Source organism: Tropicimonas sp. S265A (assembly GCF_049800835.1).
Taxonomy (GTDB): Bacteria; Pseudomonadota; Alphaproteobacteria; order Rhodobacterales; family Rhodobacteraceae; genus Dinoroseobacter.
Genome location: NZ_JBNAFU010000002.1, coordinates 343,025 through 360,453, shown reverse-complemented (window position 1 = coordinate 360,453; position 17,429 = coordinate 343,025). Strand labels below are relative to the sequence as shown.

The following is a 17,429-nucleotide window of genomic DNA, read 5'->3' as shown; positions in this document are numbered from 1 at the left end:
ATCCCGCCGAGCCCGATCGCGATACTTGAACCACCGGCGGCGGAGACGACGTGGCACGGTGGTCCAGTGCTTACCGCAGATGTACTCGCTGCAGGGTTTCCCAGTCGTTCGCCTACAACCAGGACAGAGGCAGGTGACACGTTCCATCAACTCACACCAAGGATCTGCGCTTTGATCGCTTCGACGGTATCTGCCGACAGGCCGAGCTCGGTCGACTTCTTGGCCACGCCGTCAGCGGCGTTCTTGCGAGCTTCGACCGCGATCCGTTCCCGCTCGTCGGACATGATCTTCTCGCGGATACCCGCCGACTGCATCAGGTCCTTGAGCATGCGGCCGAGCGACATCAGCTCCTTGGCCTCGAGATGCCCGTCCTGCTCGCGTACGGCCTTCATCATCTGCACGGCGGAGGTGGCGATCATCTGCATCAGCACCTTGTGCAGATCGCTCTCCTGCTCGATGTCCATATCCGCCAGAAGCGTCTCGGCCATCGAGAACGCCTCGCGCTGATCCTTCAGCGCCTTGGAGAACTCTCCGACGGCCGTCTTGCCGACGCGGATCTCCAGCCCCTCCTCCTCAAGCCAGAAGTTGAGTGCCTCGGTCACGTCCACGATGTCGCCGAAACCGCGCGTTGCAAGCTCCTGCGCGAGGCGGTCCTTCAGTTCGACGGGGATCAGGTCCAGTTTCTTCGGTGAGGGCATGTCAGCTCCCCGGTCGCGGGCGCTGCACACCGGGATAGGTTGCGACCCCGGTGGCGACCTCGACACCGCGCTGCGTGGCCGTCGCGATCACGAAATCGTCCGAATGCGTCTTGGTCGAAACGAGCCCCTGCTCCTCCAGCCATGTCAGCTCGCCAACGATCTGGTCGCGGGTGTAGCTGATCCCCACCTGGGGCAGCAGCCCGGCCAGCATCGAGGCGTTGCTGGTGTAGCTGGGCGCGCCTTCCAGAAACCGCAGGATCGCAATGCGGGCATGCTGGCGCATGTGGTCAAGGTAGCTGGTCATGTCCCACCCTTGTTCAGAAGAAACTGTTCCTGACGGTCGAGCGCGGCCTTGACGCTGCCGAGCAGGTCCTTGGTCCCGCGCATGTCTGCGCCCAGCTCGCGCAGGGCACCGGACATGCCCGCAAGCTGCAGTTCGAGCTGGTGAACATCGTCCTTGCTGGGCGCTTGGCGAACGTCGCTCTCGACCACCTTCAGCCGACTGTCGAGCGCGCTGACCTCCCCGGTCAGGCGATCCATATTCACCTTGATCTCGGCGATACGGCGGCCATTCTCGTTCAGAGGCTCCTTGAGCTCGGCTTGCGTTTCCTGCGCGCTCGCCTTGATGCGGCGCTGTATCCAGAAGATCGCGCCCACGCCCCCGCCAAAGAAGGTCAGCACCAGCCCGACCAGCAGCTCGGTTGCTTTCAGCCAGTCCAGCACTTCCATTAGAACAGCGCCCACGCAAGACCAAGCCAGAGCAGGCCGAGACCACTCAGCTCGAGGCAGATCCGCCGGATGGCGGCATTCCGGGTCTCGAACGTGTGGAGCATGATCGGCACCATCAGCCCGTAAAGCCCAAGCGACATCACGAGGCTCAAAACCTCGGGCAACGGGTGCGCTTGCCAGAGATCCTCGCCGTAGCGCGCGAGCAGGCGGGCCATGACGTAGTAGGCACGCTCGATCCCGATCGCCAGGCAGGCGATCGCCAGCGCGACCCCCATTCGGTCAAGGACATGTCGGTCCACGCGGATCGTGCTGAGACCGTGCAATCCACGCGCCGCGATCAGGATCAGGAGCATCACCATCACGGTATGACTGGCGACGGTAAGCCCGTTATAGCCCATGTCCATCAGTGCGCCTCCGGGTCTTCAGGCACGATCCCGAACCGCGACCAGTCCGTGCCGGAGGCCAGCATGCAGGCGCTACCCTCTCCCGAGCTGGTGAAAACCGTCCAGGTCCCGGAGGGCGAGACGAACACTTCAAAGGCGCTGCCGTTCGCAGCAATGCCCGTGGCGACCTGCATCTCGCCATAGACGGTCGTCAGGCGCTCCACGACCGCCTCCCGGTTGGTGCACGGCACCAGGGCGTAGGCACGCGCGGTCATGATCACGCAGGCCGTGATCAAGACGAGCGCCCCGATGATCAGCGTATCGATCAGGTTTGGCTTTTTCATGCGGCCACCTTTCCCTTAAGATCCGCGATGATCGCGTTCTTGGACTTCGACCCGGCGCTCGAGCCGAAGAAATAGTTGCCGACCTGTGCGCACAGACCGCCCAGGATACCGATGACACCGACGACGATCTCGCCCCCGGCCTCGGGCAGGCCCTGGAAGAACAAGAGCCCGAGAACCCCGAAGAAACCCGCGAGGATCACCGCGCCGAGGATCGCTGGCGTCCGGTCACCGGTTTCGACTTCGCGCCTGCGCGCGCTGTCACGGTCTTCGGCGGCGATCTCCTCCAGCTTTATACCCGCGTTCTGGAGCTGCGTTTTGAACTCCAGCTCGAGCTCCTTCAGCTTGATCAGGTCCTCGCCGCTGCTGATCGCGGCGACAAGGTCTTCCTCCGACGCATCGGGGTTGCCGGTCAGCTTCTCGGCTACGGCCTTGGTGGCGAGCCCGGCCAGCGGCCCGCCGAGTGCAGTCGCCACGGTTGGCGCGACCGCGCCCAGGATCTCTTTCAGCTTCTGGAACCTGTCGCTCACGGGCGATCTCCTTTTGCTCGAATTGCCTTGAACGGCGGGGCGAGGGCAAAACCCCCCCGGCGTCTGAGATGCCCCCACATCTGCCGCCAGCTCACGGCAACGACCACGCCGTCGGCCCCGCCGTTCAAGACACTTCCTCCACGCGGATCGGCGCGGTGTAGCGCGCCACGATCCATCCCTCCTGCCCGGCATAGGTAACGCGCAGCCAGCTCCGCCCGTCGAACAGTCCTTGCCGGGTGACGGGCACGACCGCGCCGTCGGGGATCTGCGCAATCACGTTCGGATTGAAGGACGGCCAGCGGCGCATGTTGAGTTTGTCGTCGCGCATGATCTGGCCCAGTTCGATCTGGACCATAGGCTCGTCATAGTCTTCCTCGAACAGCCAGACGTTCTTGCCCTCGTCCACCTCGGGTTCGGCGTCAGCCCGATCGCGGCCAAGGATGCGCGTGCGGATCTGCTCCATCGGGAAGAGCGGGTTTGGGTCCACCTTGCGGCCGGGCGAGATGTACCAGTGCCCGCGAATATCGTGCAGGCCGGGGATCATGACGAACAGCCGCTCCAGCAGATCGATCAGGGCGTCGAGCTGCGCCTGCGGGTAGCCCATCCACCAACCAGAGCCGTGTTCGTGTGTTTCGGCGAAAATGGCGCGTTCGTGCGGCGGGCCGCTCTTCAGCACCGGCTCACCAAACCAAGTCCGCGCCGCGTCAGATCCCGCGTCGGTCATGCGGCCGGGATTGACCAGCTCGATCCCGATGGAAAACTCGTTGACCCCGTCGCGCCCGTGGTAGTGCGACCGGCCCGCGTGCCAGGCCTCGTTGTAAAGCGGGACCTGTTGCTCCACAGACCCGTCCCGCTCGATCACGAAGTGGACACTGACAGGTGCGCTGTTGTTGCGCAGGTAGCGGGCGGCATTGCCCTTCTCGATCCGCGACGCGGTGTCGTGGATCACCACGATCTCCGGCACGATCAGGCCGCCGATATTGTTGGCCTCACGAAACGGGATACCGGGAACGGTTTTCGGGATGTCGGGCATTGGGGGCAAGCTCCATTTTTTCGGGAGATTGCCGCAGCCGGTTCAGGGAATACCCCCTGAAAGGTTTCAGGGGAGGTCGAGGGGGAGCTGGTCCGGGGAGCTGTCCGTGGATCTAAGCTCGCGCGCCCAATTGGCGACAGACCGCAGGTGCACGTCGCAGGCGCGGGCCACGTCGGTATGCGTAGCACCGTCGCGCAGCATGCGATAGCCTTTCCTGCGCCGCCCCTTCAGCCCCTTGTCGGGCCCCATGGGCACACTCAGACGCCCGTGCCCGAAATAGGCGATCATGCGCAGGCAATCATCCTCGCCGATGATCTGGGCGAGCTTGGAGCCGTGCGGGGCCTTGGGGATGTCGATGTCGAGACCGCCGACCACGTCGAAGAGACGCAGCGCGCTCTCCAGCCCGATCACGCCTTCGATCTCGCCCGCGACGCCTTCAAGCATCGCGGTCGACCTTGGGATGCTTGACGCAGCCGGTGCGTTTGTTCGGGAGGGAGGCGGGGTAGATATCGACCACCCGGTTTCCAGAAAGACGGTAGATGAACTTGCCCACGCGAACGCCCGTCGCCTTCTCCTCGACCCCTGTTTCGACGAGCTTCGCAATGTGCGCGCGCATCTCGTCCAGGCTCAAGCCTTCGACAAGCTCGACATACTTGACCAGGGTATGATCGGTGACGCGGCTGCGGGGCTTCTTCATCGGCGCATCCGCCCTTCGTCATAGCCCGGCACATTATGGCGGCGACACATCGCCATCAGCGCCTGCACGATCGCATTGATCTGCTCGGCGTCGCGCAACATGTCGATATCCGCAGGCACGCTGGACCAGGCATCGCCGAACTGCTTGCGCACGAAGGCGTTGAGCCCGGCTCGTCCCGGCTGATCCAGCGCCCCTGCCTCCCCCAAGAGGCCCCAGAGCTTGTGACAGAGCCGCAGGTCCGCGCGCGGCGCGGGCCGGTATTTGCGGCCCTTTGAAACGGGCTTGAAGCCCCGTTTTTCGAGCTCCTTGACGACCTTCTTCAACTCGGGCTCGGTCATGTCCGACAGGGACGCCTTGCCGGTGACCTGCAACTGCAGCTCGCGGCGCGTGTCATCGTCCAGCCTCAGCTCCCGGCACCCGACGAAGATCTTGCGGCGCAGGGCGCTCATTGGAGTGCACCGAAGGGATTGCAAAAACCGGCCGCACCCACCACCTTTAAAGGCGAAGGAGATTTTTCATGAAGACCTTTTTGATCGCTCTGGCCCTTTTGATGCCGACCACCGCCCTGGCCGAAGACTTGCTGGACAAGAGCTGCCTTGTCATCGGGGTGTTTCTTCAAGACCCCGAACTCTTCGCTGAACCTGTCGCCAACTACTACGGGGCCGCTCTCGACGGGCTGACCGCTGGCGTGGCCGGGGACGTCGATCCGACCCGAGAGTTTGCGCTGATCGACGCAATGATCGATGCGTGCGAGGCCGACATGAACCGCACTATCCGAGAGGCTATGAGCGCCGCGCGCGAGCAAGGCTGAGTGGCTCCCCATCAGTCCTGCCCCAACGCGTTCTCGGTGTCCTTGATCATCGCGTCGAATTTCGCCTGAACGATCGGGCGGGCTATTCCATTGGTGTCGGCGAAGGCGGTGATCTTCTCGGCGTCGCCATTGGTGCAGAGCAGCTCCAGCTCCAGCTCGTCGGTCCATTTGGCTGGTTTGCGCGCCACCTTGTCCGGGCGCTCTGCCACGGCCTTGGCCTGCAGCCGCTTTCGAGACGCCCACTTTGCGCGCAGCCTGCCAAAGGGCAGGCCCATGTCGTCGGCCACCTCAGCGCACTTCTCGCCATTCTCGAGGCGCGACATTGCCGTCTTGTAGGCGGCCTCCTCGCTGTCCACGACCTTGGCCTTCGGGCGGCTGGGGTCCGCCATCTGTTCGACAGGGACGGCTTCTGCGCCCTTTGGCACTACCGGGAGCGACGGGGGAGAGCGGCGTTCGCGTGCCTCTTTCAGCACAGCCGCCGCCGCTGTCCTGCCTTCGACATCCGTCGCGATCTCTTCGAGCGACGGGGGCGGTGCGGCCGCAGGGTCCTTGCTGATCGCAGCACCCTCCTGCGTTTGCGTCATTACCAGACCCGACACCTCCATCGGGGGTTGAGGTTCCTTGTCCTGCAGCGCCTTCACGAACAGCTCGGCGTGCGTTCGCAGCTCGAACTTGGCGATGCGCACCTGCTTGATCTCCATCACGACCGCACCGTGCTCGTCGTCTTCGATTGCGTAGAAGCTCATGACGCCACCTCCTTGGCCTTCGCCATATCGATCGTCACAGCCTCCCAGGGCGCGTCCTGCACTGGGCGGCGGTAGAACCGCACGTAGGTCTTGGTCGCCACCACGCGCATGGCATCCCGGATTGCGCGCATGGCCTCCTGCCAGCGCCTGTCGGCGATCTCCAGCCGCAACAGCATGAAGATCTCGGCGCGGTTGATCTGACCTTCCTTGTCGGTGTTGAACGCGCGGGTCACGATCGCGCGGATCTCGGGGCGACTGTCGGCGGACCATTCGTTCAGGCATTCGTCGATCAGGGACTTGGCGATCTGGAGCTGCGGCCCGAAATCAATGTGATCCTGCACCTGAACCGAGACCTTCATCAGCCCGTCATGGGACATCAGCGTCTTGTTGCCCTTGGCCCCGCCTTTGCTCGCGCCATACTCCTGCGCCAGAAGCGCGTCGAAGCCGCCGATGTCGTCGAACGTGTGGCCCTTGAACCGCGCGACCTGCGCGCTCAGCTCCTCGGCGTAGCCCATGATCTTGCGGACAACCTCGTCCTCCAGCAGGTCTTGGGGCTTGACCAGGCGAACCGGCATCATGCCACCGTGTGCGTCAGCGATGTATTCCTCGCCGTTGTGGATCATACGACCGGGTTTCTCAGTCATCTGTGCTCTCCTCGGTTTGTTCGTTGGGGTCTTCGTCCCAGACCGGCTGCAGCCGCTGCACCTCGTCGCGCAGGGCGACGATCAGGCAGGCCATCGCCTCGATCTGGTCGTAGGTGACAAGCGAGGTGCCGCGACGGCCCCGCTTGTCGATCGACGCGATCGCCTCGTCGGCAAGCTCGCACATCTGATCGGCGGAAAACCTGCTCATGCCACGCCCTCCAGCCGGGGGACGCAGACCGGGCACGGACGCCAGACGTGGTCCAGCGCGATGGGCCCGACGCCCAACAGCAGCCAGCTCGGCGCGACGTTGTTGCCAAGGCAGAGCCCGGCCATGGTGTCAGCTCGGGGCGACGAGAAGCCCTCGTCGCGCATGGCCTGCCAGAGCAACTGCTCGCTGACCCCGCCGCGACGCGCAAACTGAGCGGCCACGCCACCACGCTGCGCCACGGCAAGATGCAACCTCTTGCGCACCTCTTCGCGCAGCACGGTCACCTCGACCGGATCGAGTATCGGAGCAAGCGGGCTCATGCGGTGCCTCCGGCTGCTTCGATAGCCCTCCACTTGGACACTGCGGTCGATATGCCGTCCAGCATCTTGCTGCTCTCTTCGTCGGTGTATTCCGGGGCGGAAATCAGGGCTGCGACGGCTCCGAACAATGCACGATGCAACTGTTCGTGATTGGCAGCCTCAACTGCCAAGGTTACCGCCAGCTCCGTCAGAGCCTCTTCGTCAAGACACGCATCCGCTGCGGCCTTCAGATCCTCAATCACCTGCATGGGATGTTCCTTGTTTGAAATGCGCGCAGCGCGGACAGGCCCGATACATCCGCACCATCAGCGGCGGTCCGGCGCGGAAGGGCTTCGTGGCCTTGAGCTGCCAGTGCAGGCAGGTCTCGGCGCTGATCTCTTCGAGCATTGCGGGGCAGTTGTGGGCCGGGTTCATGAACACGGCGCGCACACGCTGCTCGACGTTCTCGATCTGGCCCGCATAGCAATTGCCGATCACCTGACTGACCACGGCGGGCGTGTAGCTGATCCGCTTGGCCACCTTGTTCTGGCTCGCGATCTCGCACTGCTCCACCAGGACAAAGATCCAATCGGGAAGCTGCGGGCCCCATCCGTCGAGGGCACGTTCCATCCGCTCGCTCATAGCTCGACCCCCTGCACGTGCATCAGGTCGCCGGTGTTGTCATCGATGACGATCTCGCGGCGCGCGGTCTTGGGCGGCTTCGGCCCGGTGTCTCGCGCCAGCCGGTAGCGTGCCACACGGCTCTGGTTGGCCCGGATCTCGACCTTCAGATACCCCGCGCGCAGAAGCGTTTGGATGAACCCGTCCATGAGGCTGTCGGAGACCTCGATCCCGGCCTGCGACAGATCAAGGCGCAGGTCATTGCGGTCGAAGGCCTTGCGAATGCGCAGGATGCGCCACATGGCCTCCTGCGGGGTTTGCGGGGCCGCTGACTTGGGACGGGCGACGCCGTTGGACCGAAGCCAGAGCGTGACACCATCGCGCTCGCGTCGCTCGAGATGTCCCTCCTTCACCCACTTCCTGAGATACCTGCGCACCGAGGCGTTGGAGTATCCCGTCACCTGCGCGATCTCATGGACGCTCAACGCGCCGACTTTCGTGATCTCGTCCCAGATCGCTTTCTGCCCGTCGGTGGTCAGATCCGGTGCGCTCATGACAGGCCCCGCATCTTGGGCGGCTCGCCCACAAAGAGCGGCTTTGTGAACTCCGCCACACCGACCGCGTCGAGGCCTTGCCGCATGCCGAATTCGCGGATCTGCGCGCAGTTCACGGTGATGCGCCTGATCGATCCGCGCGTCTCAACCACCATCTTCTTCAACAGATCCTCGCCGACCTCGACCCCCTTGGCGTAGTGCTGCGCCAGCAGCTTTGCGTCCTGAAGGTCCGCAGGCTCGGCCGCGACCCAGTCGAGCATGCGCCCATGCACCCGCTCCCACTTCATGAGCGCCTGCGGCAGGGTCTCCTCGCCGACAAGGATGATCGGGCAGCCCGAGTTGTCGTGAATGTCCCGGATCATCTCGATCATGCCGCGCTTGGCCGCGCGGTCGGCCTCGTCCACGATCAGCGGGCGACCCGAGTTGATCAGACCTTCCTGCACCTGGTTGACGAGGTTGGTGACGGTGTGTTTCGGCTTGATCCCAAGCTCCACGAGGATCGCCTCGCAGAAGCTGCGCTTGGTCCAGACGTCCTGCACCACCACGTGGATGGCGTAGGGGTCGACCAGGGCGCAATGGGTGGCGGCGAAGGTCTTGCCGTACCCGCTGGGTCCGTAGAAGACTGCCATGCCCTCGAGGCCGGGCAGTCGGGTTTCAAGGCGCTGCATCAGCGTGGCCATCGCGGCCACGTTGCGCAGAGGCTTGATGCTGGGGGTCTGCTCTGTCATAGTTTCTCCTGTGAGTGACTGCTCATGGTTCCAGCCGCGCTCCGGGTACCAGCCGGGCGCGGTTTTTCGTTTCTTGGGGTGTGTTGAAGCTCCACTGTCATCCCAGTGCCTCCTCTCCGAACTGCTCGAAGAGCTTCTTGAAGGCGCTGTACTCCGCCGTCTGCTGGTATCCGCGCAGCTTGCGGGCCTCGACCTCGCCAAGGCGCTCTCCGGCCTCTGCGGCCTGCTCCAGCGCCAGCATGCGCTTGAAGAGCGCGCGCGGGTCTTCTTCGACAGGTGCTGCGGTCTTGGTCGGGAACTGGGCAACGAAGTCCTCGCGGGCGGCGCGTTCCTCGTCTGTCTGCTCGGGCTCATAGGCTGGACTTGAAACCTGCGGCCTGCGCGGACCCGATCTGAAATCCGGGGCCACGACCTTGGCCTCCAGCGCCTCCGGCGCGCTCGTGGGGCGCGACGCCGCGTCCAGATGCGCGGCCACCTGATCGACCGACATCGGTCTGTGCAGCTTCTCCAGCTCGCGCACAGCGCGTTTGCGCTTGCGCTCCAGCCGCGCGGCCTCCCGTGCACCGGTCAGATCGTAGAAGCCCACCTTCTCGCGGCAGGCTGCGAACCCCAGATAGGCCCCGTCCTTGTCGTAGACGTAGAGGCCTTCCTGAAGGTGATCCGGATCGAACCGCAGGACCACTTCCTGACCCGCGCACTCGCTCATCCAGTCCGACCAGTACCCGTTCTTGAAAAGCGTGACCGTGCCGTGGGTGGCGTGCAGCTTGCGCACCTCCTGCCCCATCAACCAAAGGCGGCGTTGCTCTTCGGTGGCCTTGCGGACCGGTGCGTTGGCGTAGCTGGTCGCGAAGGTCTCGTCGAACGAGCGCCCGTTCGCGGTCTCCGTCAATCGGCCCGCCCGCGCGTTGTGCTTCTCGATCCCTTCGGCCAGGACCCGCAGGAACTCACCCGAGGGCACCGCGCGGCTGCCGTAGTTCTCGGGCTTGGCATCGGGCTTGTGGCCGACATAGGCCCCCTGAAACCGGGCATCCTTGGAGATCCGCTGCGCGATATCCCCAAAGGCCCGCTCGATCGGCTTGGCTTGGCCGTGCCCAGGGCGGGCCCAATGCACCTCGATCCCCAGAAGGGTCAGGATGCCGAGCGGCTCGTCGTCGCGCACCTTGAAGCGGAACCGCGTCGGGGCACCGCCCGTCAGCCACTTGTTGGCAAATTCGCGCCCGTTGTCGAACGTGCAGTGGCGCGGGATGCCGTAGCGCTCGATCATTTCGCCGAAGGCGGCCATCACCGCGACCTTGTTGGGCGCGTGATCCACCCGCCAGCTCAGGATTTTACCAGAGTAGAGGTCCTGGAACGCCACGATCTGGGGGCGGTTCACGGTCCCGTCGGGCCATTCGACAAAGACATCGATCTTGTGGCAGTCGGCGTTGACCCCCTCCATCGCGACCATGCTCGTCTTGTCGCGGATCTGAGGGGGGAACTTGCGCGCGAGCCCTGCCTCGCCCTGGCGGGCGAAGACCTGCACCACCTGCGGCACTTCGCAGTCCATGCGGCGCAGAGCGGTGCGGTAATGAAGCACCTGCCAGCCTTTCGAAACGGCCACTTCGCACGCATCGTCATAGCATTTCCGAAACGTCGGCTCGCCGAGGCGGAGAAAGTTGGACTTGAGCAAATCCCAGAACGCCTGATCGCACCCCGCCTTCGCGACCTTTCGGGGCGAGGTTCGATGACGCGGCGCGAGATGTGCCAGCCGGTCTTCGTGCGCGATGCCTTCAATCAGTTCAAACCAGTTCCAAATCGCGCGCGCGCTACAACCGGAAATGTTGGCGGCTTCCTGAACGGCGTGGGTCCTCGGTATGCCCCCTGCTTCGAAGAGCATCACGCGATTGATTATCTCGAGCCTGTCGCGCGCCTTCGCTTTTGTCTTTTCGGGCAGAGCCTCGAAAGCGGCCCAGGCATCACCACGCTCTGCGAGAGCAGGGTTCGGTCGCACGTCCTCTTCACTGATGAGCTTGCGCTGCGCTGCAACAGGGAGCAGGCTCCAGTGGTACTCCCAACCCCCACCTTGGCCCCTGCGCCGCCTCGCAAGCTTTGGATGATCCTGCCAGCCGTTCGAGACCGCATACTGCCCGATGCGTCTCCTGCTGCTAGGCAACCCCGGCAGGTTCTTCTTTTCGAGATCGGCGACGGACCACCACATTTTGGACGGAGATGCTGCCCTCATGAGCTCTCTCCTTCGGCAGAAAGAAGCTCAACAAGAAGGGAGCGGTTTTCAGATACGAACGAACGCTGCGCCTCCTTGGGCGCGCGCGCCCAGGCATCCTGCAGCTTCAAGAATGCGGCATCTGTTCGGGAAGGCTTTTCAACCTCGCCCTTGGCTTGCGACAGCGCCTCTTTGGCGGTTTTTGCCTTTCCCACCGACAGCGCTGCGACGATGTCGTAGCGCTCCACAGGCCCGGCCTTGGCGATCTCCTGAAGATCGGCCAGCGTGACCTTGCTGGGCGCGTTTCTCAGGCGGCTGACCTCGTCTCGGCCGAGTGCCGTTCCAGCGGCAACCAGTCGACGGATTTGGCGGTCCGTGAGGTCGCGCTGTTGAGCGACGTTTTGGCAAAAGGACATCGTGTCCGTTTGCCTCCCGCCGGTGTGCTGGTTGCCTCGCACGCCGCCCTTCTTCGTCTCCGGGTGCAGGCGCTCATAGACGCGCTTCCGCTCCGCGAGGAACACACACAGGTCGATGGTGTCGAGATCCGCACCCGACAGGTTGTCGTCGATTTCCATCAGCGACGCCCAGTCGTCGGTGCAATCCCAGACCTTGGCGGGGATCACCTTCCAGCCCAGCGCCTTGGCGGCTGCCAAGCGATGCGCGCCTGCGATCAGGACGAGCTGACCCTTCTTGTGCTTGACCTTGCGGACGTGGATCGGGTCCTTCAGGACACCGAGTTTCTCGATGCTTTCAATAAGGCTTTGAACACCCGTTTCAACGACCGGTCTCAACCGGTCTTCGGCCAAAATCTCCGCAACGGGCACTTCTGAAATACTCTCAATCAGTTTTGCTTTTCGCATCCCATCCCTCCGGGCTGCTGATCAGTTGATAGAAATACCGGCGCTGCCCCTTCAGGGTCTCTGTCCGGCACTCGATGACGCATCCGTTCTGCCGCAGCTCCGCGATGACGGAATTGACGGCTAGGATGCGGGCCTTGCGAACGAGGTCTCTTGTGGTGAACGCCCCGCCGCGCTGAAGCACACGCAAGGTGCGCTGCAGGCGGGGGCTCCTTTTGAGGCTCGCCGCGTTCATGGGTCAGGTGACAGCCTGATCCGTGCGCAGGTACGCCTCATCCTTCATGCGCCAGAGGCCAGCGATCTCCAGAGGCGCGTTTGACGCCAGAAAGTCATCGCAGGCGCGATCAAACTGGTTGAGCAGCTCGTCTGCCTGCGCATCGCCGTTGTTCTGGCGGAGCTGCAGGTTCAGCAGGGACATCCGCGTCATCGCCTGGCGCATGGTCGTGTAGTGGGCACACAGCTCGTCGAAGCTGAGATCGCATCCGATCAGCGCGGGCTCGGCCACCGCTGCAGCGGCGTCCAAAGTGGGGGCATTGGTCATTGAAGAACTCCTGAGATGATGAAGAGAGCCGCCCACCCTCCGAAGAAGAAGACGGCAGCGAAGACCGATCCCGTCCAGGATCGATCGACCCGGTTTGACCAGGTTAAGAAGCGCGACCAGAGGGAGGTGCGGCGGGAGGAGGTGCCGCTTGGGAGGATGGTCCCTCTGGTCGCAGGCTCGCCGTCCGGGTGGTGATCCGTGAGTGGGACAACGGCGGGCGAGCGGGACGAAAAAGCCCCGGAGGCTAAGCCGCTTTCTGCGGTGCCCTCCGGGGGAGTTGCCCGCGCCGAAGGGGCTTCATCTGGGTATGAAGTTGGGTTCTTCGGGTTGCGGGATCTGTGGACGGTTTCGAGGTGGCGGTAATGCGCGTCCTCGATATCGCCAGCGTGGCGCTCTATCACGGGAAGGGTCTGGCGCAGTGGCTTGACCGCTTCGTGTAGCTTCGTCGACAGCAGCAGCATTTGGCCGATCTCGACACGCTCGCCTTCGGACGCCCCTTCTGTGAGCTTCAGGACGGCTTCTTGCGTGGACAAACGCCTGATCATGCCGCGTCCTCCACCTTCTTGGCCGAGGGCCGCTGGATGCCCTCTGGCCACTCGAGGTCCGCTGGCCAGTTCGCGTCGAACCAATCAGTGACTTTCTTCGCGTTGGTGAGCGTGCAGCCGCCGCCCTCCTTAAGGCGTTTAAAATGCCGCGCGTGCCCAACGATCTTGTTGGAAATGGTCGCTGTGCTGCCGCCCATGTGGGCAACGTAAGTTTCAGCGAGCTTGATCTGATCCGAATAGTGCATATTTACACTCTTACGGTCATTACACCGTATTAGCAATGTAAATTTACACTTTTAGGAATTTTTCATGTCGGTACTATCGTCGCACTCGTTTTCGGTGCATTTTTACACCATGTGGACCCCCCAACACATATTGGCCATCATCGAAGAACGGCGCGCGGAACTCGGCTTGTCACAAGCTGAGGTGACCCAGCGTGCGTTTAAGCGGAAGGACACGTCCGCGATCCAATCGATCCGAAGGGGATCTTCCCCATCTGCTGAGAACCTTGCCGCTATAGGCGAGGCGCTAGGCCTCGAGTTTTACTTTGGGCCAAGACGTAGCCGCCCGACCCTCAGCGAGCTTCAGTTCACCAAGGCAACCCTTCCCCACCGTGGATTGGCCAAATGCTCGCTCCAGGGCTGGGCCGATACGGACGCCATTCGAGACCCGCTGCCTGCACCGGACTGGATCGACGATCCTGACGCGTTCTATGCGGTCGCACGTGGGGACAGCATGCGGCCCGAGGGTATCCCGCCGGGCGCATACTGCGTGGTCTCCCCCAGTCGCAAGCCAGTCGAAGGCGACCGGGTCTGGATCGAGGACCACGAAGGAAAGCTCGCGATCAAGCGTATCACCAAGCTAACCGATGATTGGGTTAGCCTGCGCGGGTGGATGCCGAACCAGGGCGGCGCTCAGAAAAGCTATGACGAAGAGCGACGGCTCAAGTATGTCCGGTCACTGCACCCGATCATTGCAGTGTTTGACGGCCAGCCGAACCTTGACGAGCGGCCCGTCAAGGCCATCCCGGACCCTCGCACAACCGGGCTGAGCGACGACGCGCTCGCAGCTCGGGGCTTGCGCATGATCGAGGCGACGGACGCGCAACCGACTGACTTCTCTCACACCAACGTCATCGCGGCGATGGCCCTTCCCGATGCCTGGCTTCGCTCTCAGGGCCTCGACGCCGCAAAGTGCCAGCTCGTCCATGTGGTGGACAACAGCCTCGCCCCCGACATTCCGGCACATGCAACTGCGCTCTTCGATACCTCCACGACCAAACCGGATCGTGTCGGCTTCTACGTTCTCCCGACGACTGATGGTGTCCGCCTTGCACGCGTCGTTCCGATCGAAGGAGGCGGCTTCCTGATAGAGCCAGCCAATGGCGGGAAGCCGACATTGCATAAGGAACTGCCCGTCCTCGGCCGCATCGTTTGGCACACGAGAGCATCCTGATCCGCCGCTCAAACCGTCCCACTTAGAGGGCGATGATGCCGACCAGGTGAAATCGCCATGCCTCTGATTTTGTTGTGATATTTGTCTAAGTGGGACGCTGACGACAAACTGGGACGCTTTCGTCCCAGTTACCGGCTCGAGATGTGGCGCGATTTACGCGTTCAAACGACCATCAAAGACCGTTTGAACCTTATTTAAATGGGGATTGCGCCCGCTTGGCCTCGTGGGCGTCTAGGCGCGGCCACACCTTGCAGCGACCCTGCATTCAGCCCGTTTTCGTGCGCACTGCAGGACAAGTGCCTCCTACGTGACGACCCATCATCGCCCTCCGCAGAGCCCTTTTTTTGTTGGCTCATCCGCACTCTTCCGCCATCCCCCGCCCTCTTCCGCCTTCACTGCAGGAATAAGTGTCACGTAACATCCCGCATTCTCCTGCACACCCCCTTGCGCGCTGGCGCGCTTGTCATGGCCGCGCCGGAGGCGTACGCCGCTCTCATGTCCGATGCCCCGCCCCCTTCGCAGTCTCATCTCAAGCCGTGCTCTGGCCGCGCGTGTTTTCTGGACCGCACAACGCCCCCGCACCTGATCACGCTGGTGCTGGTGGCGGGGCTGGCGGCGATGTCGATGAACATCTTCCTGCCCTCGCTGCCCGGGATGACGTCCTATTTCGCCACGGATTACGCGGTGATGCAGCTGAGCGTCTCGGTCTACCTGATGGCGGTCGCAGTATTGCAATTGATCGTTGGCCCGCTGTCGGACCGGTTCGGCCGCCGCAAGGTTCTGCTCTGGTCGACGGCGCTCTTCGCGCTGGCCACCCTCGGCACGCTCCTCGCCCCCACGGTAGAGGTTTTTCTGGTTTTTCGCATGGCGCAGGCCGTGGTGGCGACGGGGCTCGTGCTCAGCAGGACCATCGTGCGCGATCTGTTCGACACGGACGAGGCCGCGTCGATGATCGGCTACGTAACCATGGGCATGGCGCTGGTGCCCCTGGTCGCGCCGGGGGTGGGGGGCCTGCTGGATCAGGCCTTTGGCTGGCGCGCGCCTTTCTCGCTGCTGATGATCTGTGCACTCGGGATGTGGGCGCTGCTGTGGGCCGATCTGGGCGAGACGGCGCGCCACACCTCGGCCAGCTTCCGCGACCAGATGCAGGAGACGCCCGAGTTGCTGCGCGCCCGCCGGTTCTGGGGCTATGTGGCCTGTGCCGCGTTCTGTTCGGGGGCGTTTTTCGCCTTCCTCGGGGGCGCGCCGTATCTGGGCACCGTGCATTTCGGACTTGAGCCCGCCACGCTCGGCCTCTACCTGTCCACGCCCGCGCTCGGCTATGTGGCGGGCAACTTCATCGCGGGCCGGTATTCCCGGCGGATCGGGGTGAACCGGATGATCCTGTGGGGGACGATCCTGACAACCGCCGGGCTTGCCCTGTCGATCCTGCTCTACGCGGGCGGCCTGAAACACCCGCTGACCTTCTTTGGCCTCGTCGCATCCGTCGGCTTCGGCAACGGCATGGCCCTGCCCAACGCGAATGCCGGGATGCTGTCGGTGCGCCCACATCTTGCCGGCACCGCCTCGGGGCTTGGCGGGGCGTTCATGATCGGCGGCGGGGCTGCGATGTCGGTGCTGGCAGGGGTCGTTCTGGGGCCGGGCACGGGACCCTACCCGCTGCAGGCCCTGATGCTGACCACCTCCGCCGCGTCCGTTGGCGCGATCCTCTACGTCATCCGGCGCGAGCGGCAACTGGCATTCGGATAACAAGAACAGAACAGGAAGCATTACTTTTTGCTGGATAGAGCTTGCTTGGTCTAATGTGGGGGTAGGAAATCGCTCGTATCTACTTGTCCGAAGACGTTCTCGCGATGCCAACGAAGGTTCTCAGGATGGGGCGTATTGCGCGGGTCACTAGGCGATAGCAGTTTGCCATCCGAAGGCAGCAGACGTTCGATGACGTCGCGTGGCACCTTGTTTTGCGAAACAAGAAGTGTCTTACAATCGTCAGCCACAGATATCAGCCCTCGGTCGAACATCCAGTGAAGTGTCCCAGAAAGCGCTAAACCGTTTCTAACAGAGTCACTTCCCTTGTGTTCTACCGGCCTTATGTGAGCCGCTTGTACTTCTGGTCTTCCACCTCCATTTCGCAGCATTAGCCCTGACATGGCACAGCAATAGCCATAAGCTTCTCTAACTATTCGGCGAAACGCGACATCGCGGTACGGTCGACGTGTGAGCCGCTCCATTATGGGCCTTTCAAAAGTCGCGCTTTTGTCCCACATAGCGTTTGTCTCAGGGTCGTATCGAGTGGCCTCGGTCTCTACGAGATTGGCAGGCAAACCAAGGTCGACGATCCGCGCAAACTCTTTTTCTGGCAGTCTTCGAACAGCAAGCTGCACGGCTCCGCCCTTTTTTGCCGATCCATCTGTTTCGGCCAAAGCGCTCTCTATTGGACTACCGTCAATCAGGCGCGGAACTCCTGTATCAAATTGCAGAAAGCTACCCGGCTCGATCAACGCCAGGAAGCGTCCATCAACATTCGGCTTGGGAATGACTTTGGAGATCTTGGCGACCGCATAGTAGCCACGCGGGCCTGCCTTTACAGGTTCATAGTAGACTATCCAGTCACCAACTGCCGCCTGTACAGCGCGAAGGTAAACTCGTGGGAAATCGTAGATGACGTCCGGTTCATCGTCGTAAATCGAATCTGCTTTATGCAAAAGAACCAGCTTTACCATGCTTAAACGAAACACTTCTTTCTTTGCTTTGCGCAAGAACTTAGTCGATGAACAAACCTTGAGCTTTTTCTTTACGCCCAAGTTTG

28 protein-coding genes are annotated in these 17,429 nt (G+C 62.9%); 3 read left to right on the top strand and 25 right to left on the bottom strand.

Features of this window, described 5'->3' with window-relative positions; translation table 11 throughout:
* Positions 1–146 precede the first annotated feature (146 nt).
* The 10 genes from ACP15N_RS09475 to ACP15N_RS09430 form a co-directional block, all read right to left on the bottom strand.
* The gene (locus tag ACP15N_RS09475; RefSeq protein WP_425091994.1) at positions 147–698 is read right to left on the bottom strand and encodes a phage protein Gp27 family protein; all 552 of its coding nucleotides are present in this window, start codon (positions 696–698) and stop codon (positions 147–149) included.
* Position 699: 1 nt separating this feature from the next.
* On the bottom strand, positions 700–1,002 hold the full coding sequence (locus ACP15N_RS09470) for a hypothetical protein (protein ID WP_425091993.1): 303 nt from the start codon (positions 1,000–1,002) through the stop codon (positions 700–702).
* Positions 999–1,427 carry a DUF2730 family protein gene (locus ACP15N_RS09465; RefSeq protein ID WP_425091992.1) on the bottom strand — a complete coding sequence of 143 codons (429 nt, stop codon included), beginning with the start codon at positions 1,425–1,427 and terminating at the stop codon, positions 999–1,001. The genes ACP15N_RS09470 and ACP15N_RS09465 overlap by 4 nt, the downstream gene beginning before the upstream one ends.
* The gene (locus tag ACP15N_RS09460) at positions 1,427–1,831 is read right to left on the bottom strand and encodes a hypothetical protein (protein ID WP_425091991.1); all 405 of its coding nucleotides are present in this window, start codon (positions 1,829–1,831) and stop codon (positions 1,427–1,429) included. The genes ACP15N_RS09465 and ACP15N_RS09460 overlap by 1 nt, the downstream gene beginning before the upstream one ends.
* On the bottom strand, positions 1,831–2,154 hold the full coding sequence (locus tag ACP15N_RS09455) for a hypothetical protein (protein WP_425091990.1): 324 nt from the start codon (positions 2,152–2,154) through the stop codon (positions 1,831–1,833). The genes ACP15N_RS09460 and ACP15N_RS09455 overlap by 1 nt, the downstream gene beginning before the upstream one ends.
* Positions 2,151–2,681, bottom strand: a complete 531-nt coding sequence (locus ACP15N_RS09450; RefSeq protein ID WP_425091989.1) for a hypothetical protein — start codon at positions 2,679–2,681, stop codon at positions 2,151–2,153. The genes ACP15N_RS09455 and ACP15N_RS09450 overlap by 4 nt, the downstream gene beginning before the upstream one ends.
* A 124-nt stretch (positions 2,682–2,805) precedes the next feature.
* On the bottom strand, positions 2,806–3,714 hold the full coding sequence (locus ACP15N_RS09445) for an N-acetylmuramoyl-L-alanine amidase (protein WP_425091988.1): 909 nt from the start codon (positions 3,712–3,714) through the stop codon (positions 2,806–2,808).
* Positions 3,715–3,780: 66 nt separating this feature from the next.
* On the bottom strand, positions 3,781–4,158 hold the full coding sequence (locus ACP15N_RS09440; RefSeq protein WP_425091987.1) for a hypothetical protein: 378 nt from the start codon (positions 4,156–4,158) through the stop codon (positions 3,781–3,783).
* Entirely contained in the window at positions 4,151–4,411 is a 261-nt protein-coding gene (locus ACP15N_RS09435) for a hypothetical protein (protein ID WP_425091986.1), read from the bottom strand. Before ACP15N_RS09435 ends, ACP15N_RS09440 begins: the two co-directional genes overlap by 8 nt.
* Positions 4,408–4,860, bottom strand: a complete 453-nt coding sequence (locus ACP15N_RS09430) for a gp16 family protein (protein WP_425091985.1) — start codon at positions 4,858–4,860, stop codon at positions 4,408–4,410. Before ACP15N_RS09430 ends, ACP15N_RS09435 begins: the two co-directional genes overlap by 4 nt.
* A 68-nt stretch (positions 4,861–4,928) precedes the next feature.
* On the opposite strand from ACP15N_RS09430, the gene ACP15N_RS09425 reads away from it, so the two are divergent.
* Entirely contained in the window at positions 4,929–5,222 is a 294-nt protein-coding gene (locus tag ACP15N_RS09425) for a hypothetical protein (protein ID WP_425091984.1), read from the top strand.
* Positions 5,223–5,233: 11 nt separating this feature from the next.
* On the opposite strand, the gene ACP15N_RS09420 is transcribed toward ACP15N_RS09425, so the two are convergent.
* From ACP15N_RS09420 to ACP15N_RS09355, 14 genes are all read right to left on the bottom strand, one after another.
* A complete protein-coding gene (locus tag ACP15N_RS09420) occupies positions 5,234–5,968 on the bottom strand; it encodes a hypothetical protein (RefSeq protein ID WP_425091983.1) in 735 nt (244 codons plus the stop codon).
* Complete coding sequence (locus ACP15N_RS09415; protein WP_425091982.1) at positions 5,965–6,612, bottom strand: DUF3164 family protein; 648 nt, start codon at positions 6,610–6,612, stop codon at positions 5,965–5,967. The genes ACP15N_RS09420 and ACP15N_RS09415 overlap by 4 nt, the downstream gene beginning before the upstream one ends.
* Complete coding sequence (locus ACP15N_RS09410; protein WP_425091981.1) at positions 6,605–6,820, bottom strand: hypothetical protein; 216 nt, start codon at positions 6,818–6,820, stop codon at positions 6,605–6,607. The genes ACP15N_RS09415 and ACP15N_RS09410 overlap by 8 nt, the downstream gene beginning before the upstream one ends.
* Positions 6,817–7,140 carry a hypothetical protein gene (locus tag ACP15N_RS09405; RefSeq protein ID WP_425091980.1) on the bottom strand — a complete coding sequence of 108 codons (324 nt, stop codon included), beginning with the start codon at positions 7,138–7,140 and terminating at the stop codon, positions 6,817–6,819. The genes ACP15N_RS09410 and ACP15N_RS09405 overlap by 4 nt, the downstream gene beginning before the upstream one ends.
* Entirely contained in the window at positions 7,137–7,388 is a 252-nt protein-coding gene (locus ACP15N_RS09400) for a hypothetical protein (protein WP_425091979.1), read from the bottom strand. The genes ACP15N_RS09405 and ACP15N_RS09400 overlap by 4 nt, the downstream gene beginning before the upstream one ends.
* Positions 7,375–7,761: a hypothetical protein gene (locus tag ACP15N_RS09395; protein ID WP_425091978.1), complete on the bottom strand. Its 387-nt coding sequence runs from the start codon at positions 7,759–7,761 to the stop codon at positions 7,375–7,377. Before ACP15N_RS09395 ends, ACP15N_RS09400 begins: the two co-directional genes overlap by 14 nt.
* Positions 7,758–8,294, bottom strand: a complete 537-nt coding sequence (locus ACP15N_RS09390) for a DeoR family transcriptional regulator (RefSeq protein WP_425091977.1) — start codon at positions 8,292–8,294, stop codon at positions 7,758–7,760. Before ACP15N_RS09390 ends, ACP15N_RS09395 begins: the two co-directional genes overlap by 4 nt.
* Entirely contained in the window at positions 8,291–9,022 is a 732-nt protein-coding gene (locus ACP15N_RS09385; RefSeq protein WP_425091976.1) for an AAA family ATPase, read from the bottom strand. Before ACP15N_RS09385 ends, ACP15N_RS09390 begins: the two co-directional genes overlap by 4 nt.
* A 97-nt stretch (positions 9,023–9,119) precedes the next feature.
* Positions 9,120–11,243 (bottom strand): transposase domain-containing protein, encoded by a 2,124-nt coding sequence (locus ACP15N_RS09380; RefSeq protein WP_425091975.1) that lies wholly within the window; start codon positions 11,241–11,243, stop codon positions 9,120–9,122.
* Positions 11,240–12,082, bottom strand: a complete 843-nt coding sequence (locus ACP15N_RS09375) for a ParB N-terminal domain-containing protein (RefSeq protein WP_425091974.1) — start codon at positions 12,080–12,082, stop codon at positions 11,240–11,242. Before ACP15N_RS09375 ends, ACP15N_RS09380 begins: the two co-directional genes overlap by 4 nt.
* Complete coding sequence (locus ACP15N_RS09370; protein WP_425091973.1) at positions 12,060–12,314, bottom strand: hypothetical protein; 255 nt, start codon at positions 12,312–12,314, stop codon at positions 12,060–12,062. Before ACP15N_RS09370 ends, ACP15N_RS09375 begins: the two co-directional genes overlap by 23 nt.
* Before the next feature lie 3 nt (positions 12,315–12,317).
* Positions 12,318–12,620 carry a hypothetical protein gene (locus ACP15N_RS09365; protein WP_425091972.1) on the bottom strand — a complete coding sequence of 101 codons (303 nt, stop codon included), beginning with the start codon at positions 12,618–12,620 and terminating at the stop codon, positions 12,318–12,320.
* Complete coding sequence (locus tag ACP15N_RS09360; RefSeq protein WP_425091971.1) at positions 12,617–13,165, bottom strand: hypothetical protein; 549 nt, start codon at positions 13,163–13,165, stop codon at positions 12,617–12,619. The genes ACP15N_RS09365 and ACP15N_RS09360 overlap by 4 nt, the downstream gene beginning before the upstream one ends.
* Positions 13,162–13,410, bottom strand: a complete 249-nt coding sequence (locus tag ACP15N_RS09355; protein ID WP_425091970.1) for a hypothetical protein — start codon at positions 13,408–13,410, stop codon at positions 13,162–13,164. The genes ACP15N_RS09360 and ACP15N_RS09355 overlap by 4 nt, the downstream gene beginning before the upstream one ends.
* A gap of 64 nt (positions 13,411–13,474) precedes the next feature.
* On the opposite strand from ACP15N_RS09355, the gene ACP15N_RS09350 reads away from it, so the two are divergent.
* Positions 13,475–14,620 carry an XRE family transcriptional regulator gene (locus ACP15N_RS09350; protein WP_425091969.1) on the top strand — a complete coding sequence of 382 codons (1,146 nt, stop codon included), beginning with the start codon at positions 13,475–13,477 and terminating at the stop codon, positions 14,618–14,620.
* 495 nt (positions 14,621–15,115) lie between these two features.
* Positions 15,116–16,369: a multidrug effflux MFS transporter gene (locus ACP15N_RS09345; protein ID WP_425092121.1), complete on the top strand. Its 1,254-nt coding sequence runs from the start codon at positions 15,116–15,118 to the stop codon at positions 16,367–16,369.
* A 50-nt stretch (positions 16,370–16,419) separates the two neighbouring features.
* On the opposite strand, the gene ACP15N_RS09340 is transcribed toward ACP15N_RS09345, so the two are convergent.
* Positions 16,420–17,424: an HNH endonuclease gene (locus ACP15N_RS09340; protein WP_425091968.1), complete on the bottom strand. Its 1,005-nt coding sequence runs from the start codon at positions 17,422–17,424 to the stop codon at positions 16,420–16,422.
* Positions 17,425–17,429: the final 5 nt, after the last annotated feature.

Coding starts and splice junctions, on each gene's coding strand:
- ACP15N_RS09475 (WP_425091994.1), bottom strand. CDS start 698: ATGCCCTCACCGAAGAAACTGGACCTGATCCCCGTCGAACTGAAGGAC.
- ACP15N_RS09470 (WP_425091993.1), bottom strand. CDS start 1,002: ATGACCAGCTACCTTGACCACATGCGCCAGCATGCCCGCATTGCGATC.
- ACP15N_RS09465 (WP_425091992.1), bottom strand. CDS start 1,427: ATGGAAGTGCTGGACTGGCTGAAAGCAACCGAGCTGCTGGTCGGGCTG.
- ACP15N_RS09460 (WP_425091991.1), bottom strand. CDS start 1,831: ATGGACATGGGCTATAACGGGCTTACCGTCGCCAGTCATACCGTGATG.
- ACP15N_RS09455 (WP_425091990.1), bottom strand. CDS start 2,154: ATGAAAAAGCCAAACCTGATCGATACGCTGATCATCGGGGCGCTCGTC.
- ACP15N_RS09445 (WP_425091988.1), bottom strand. CDS start 3,714: ATGCCCGACATCCCGAAAACCGTTCCCGGTATCCCGTTTCGTGAGGCC.
- ACP15N_RS09440 (WP_425091987.1), bottom strand. CDS start 4,158: ATGCTTGAAGGCGTCGCGGGCGAGATCGAAGGCGTGATCGGGCTGGAG.
- ACP15N_RS09435 (WP_425091986.1), bottom strand. CDS start 4,411: ATGAAGAAGCCCCGCAGCCGCGTCACCGATCATACCCTGGTCAAGTAT.
- ACP15N_RS09430 (WP_425091985.1), bottom strand. CDS start 4,860: ATGAGCGCCCTGCGCCGCAAGATCTTCGTCGGGTGCCGGGAGCTGAGG.
- ACP15N_RS09425 (WP_425091984.1), top strand. CDS start 4,929: ATGAAGACCTTTTTGATCGCTCTGGCCCTTTTGATGCCGACCACCGCC.
- ACP15N_RS09420 (WP_425091983.1), bottom strand. CDS start 5,968: ATGAGCTTCTACGCAATCGAAGACGACGAGCACGGTGCGGTCGTGATG.
- ACP15N_RS09415 (WP_425091982.1), bottom strand. CDS start 6,612: ATGACTGAGAAACCCGGTCGTATGATCCACAACGGCGAGGAATACATC.
- ACP15N_RS09410 (WP_425091981.1), bottom strand. CDS start 6,820: ATGAGCAGGTTTTCCGCCGATCAGATGTGCGAGCTTGCCGACGAGGCG.
- ACP15N_RS09405 (WP_425091980.1), bottom strand. CDS start 7,140: ATGAGCCCGCTTGCTCCGATACTCGATCCGGTCGAGGTGACCGTGCTG.
- ACP15N_RS09400 (WP_425091979.1), bottom strand. CDS start 7,388: ATGCAGGTGATTGAGGATCTGAAGGCCGCAGCGGATGCGTGTCTTGAC.
- ACP15N_RS09395 (WP_425091978.1), bottom strand. CDS start 7,761: ATGAGCGAGCGGATGGAACGTGCCCTCGACGGATGGGGCCCGCAGCTT.
- ACP15N_RS09390 (WP_425091977.1), bottom strand. CDS start 8,294: ATGAGCGCACCGGATCTGACCACCGACGGGCAGAAAGCGATCTGGGAC.
- ACP15N_RS09385 (WP_425091976.1), bottom strand. CDS start 9,022: ATGACAGAGCAGACCCCCAGCATCAAGCCTCTGCGCAACGTGGCCGCG.
- ACP15N_RS09380 (WP_425091975.1), bottom strand. CDS start 11,243: ATGAGGGCAGCATCTCCGTCCAAAATGTGGTGGTCCGTCGCCGATCTC.
- ACP15N_RS09375 (WP_425091974.1), bottom strand. CDS start 12,082: ATGCGAAAAGCAAAACTGATTGAGAGTATTTCAGAAGTGCCCGTTGCG.
- ACP15N_RS09370 (WP_425091973.1), bottom strand. CDS start 12,314: ATGAACGCGGCGAGCCTCAAAAGGAGCCCCCGCCTGCAGCGCACCTTG.
- ACP15N_RS09365 (WP_425091972.1), bottom strand. CDS start 12,620: ATGACCAATGCCCCCACTTTGGACGCCGCTGCAGCGGTGGCCGAGCCC.
- ACP15N_RS09360 (WP_425091971.1), bottom strand. CDS start 13,165: ATGATCAGGCGTTTGTCCACGCAAGAAGCCGTCCTGAAGCTCACAGAA.
- ACP15N_RS09355 (WP_425091970.1), bottom strand. CDS start 13,410: ATGCACTATTCGGATCAGATCAAGCTCGCTGAAACTTACGTTGCCCAC.
- ACP15N_RS09350 (WP_425091969.1), top strand. CDS start 13,475: ATGTCGGTACTATCGTCGCACTCGTTTTCGGTGCATTTTTACACCATG.
- ACP15N_RS09345 (WP_425092121.1), top strand. CDS start 15,116: ATGTCCGATGCCCCGCCCCCTTCGCAGTCTCATCTCAAGCCGTGCTCT.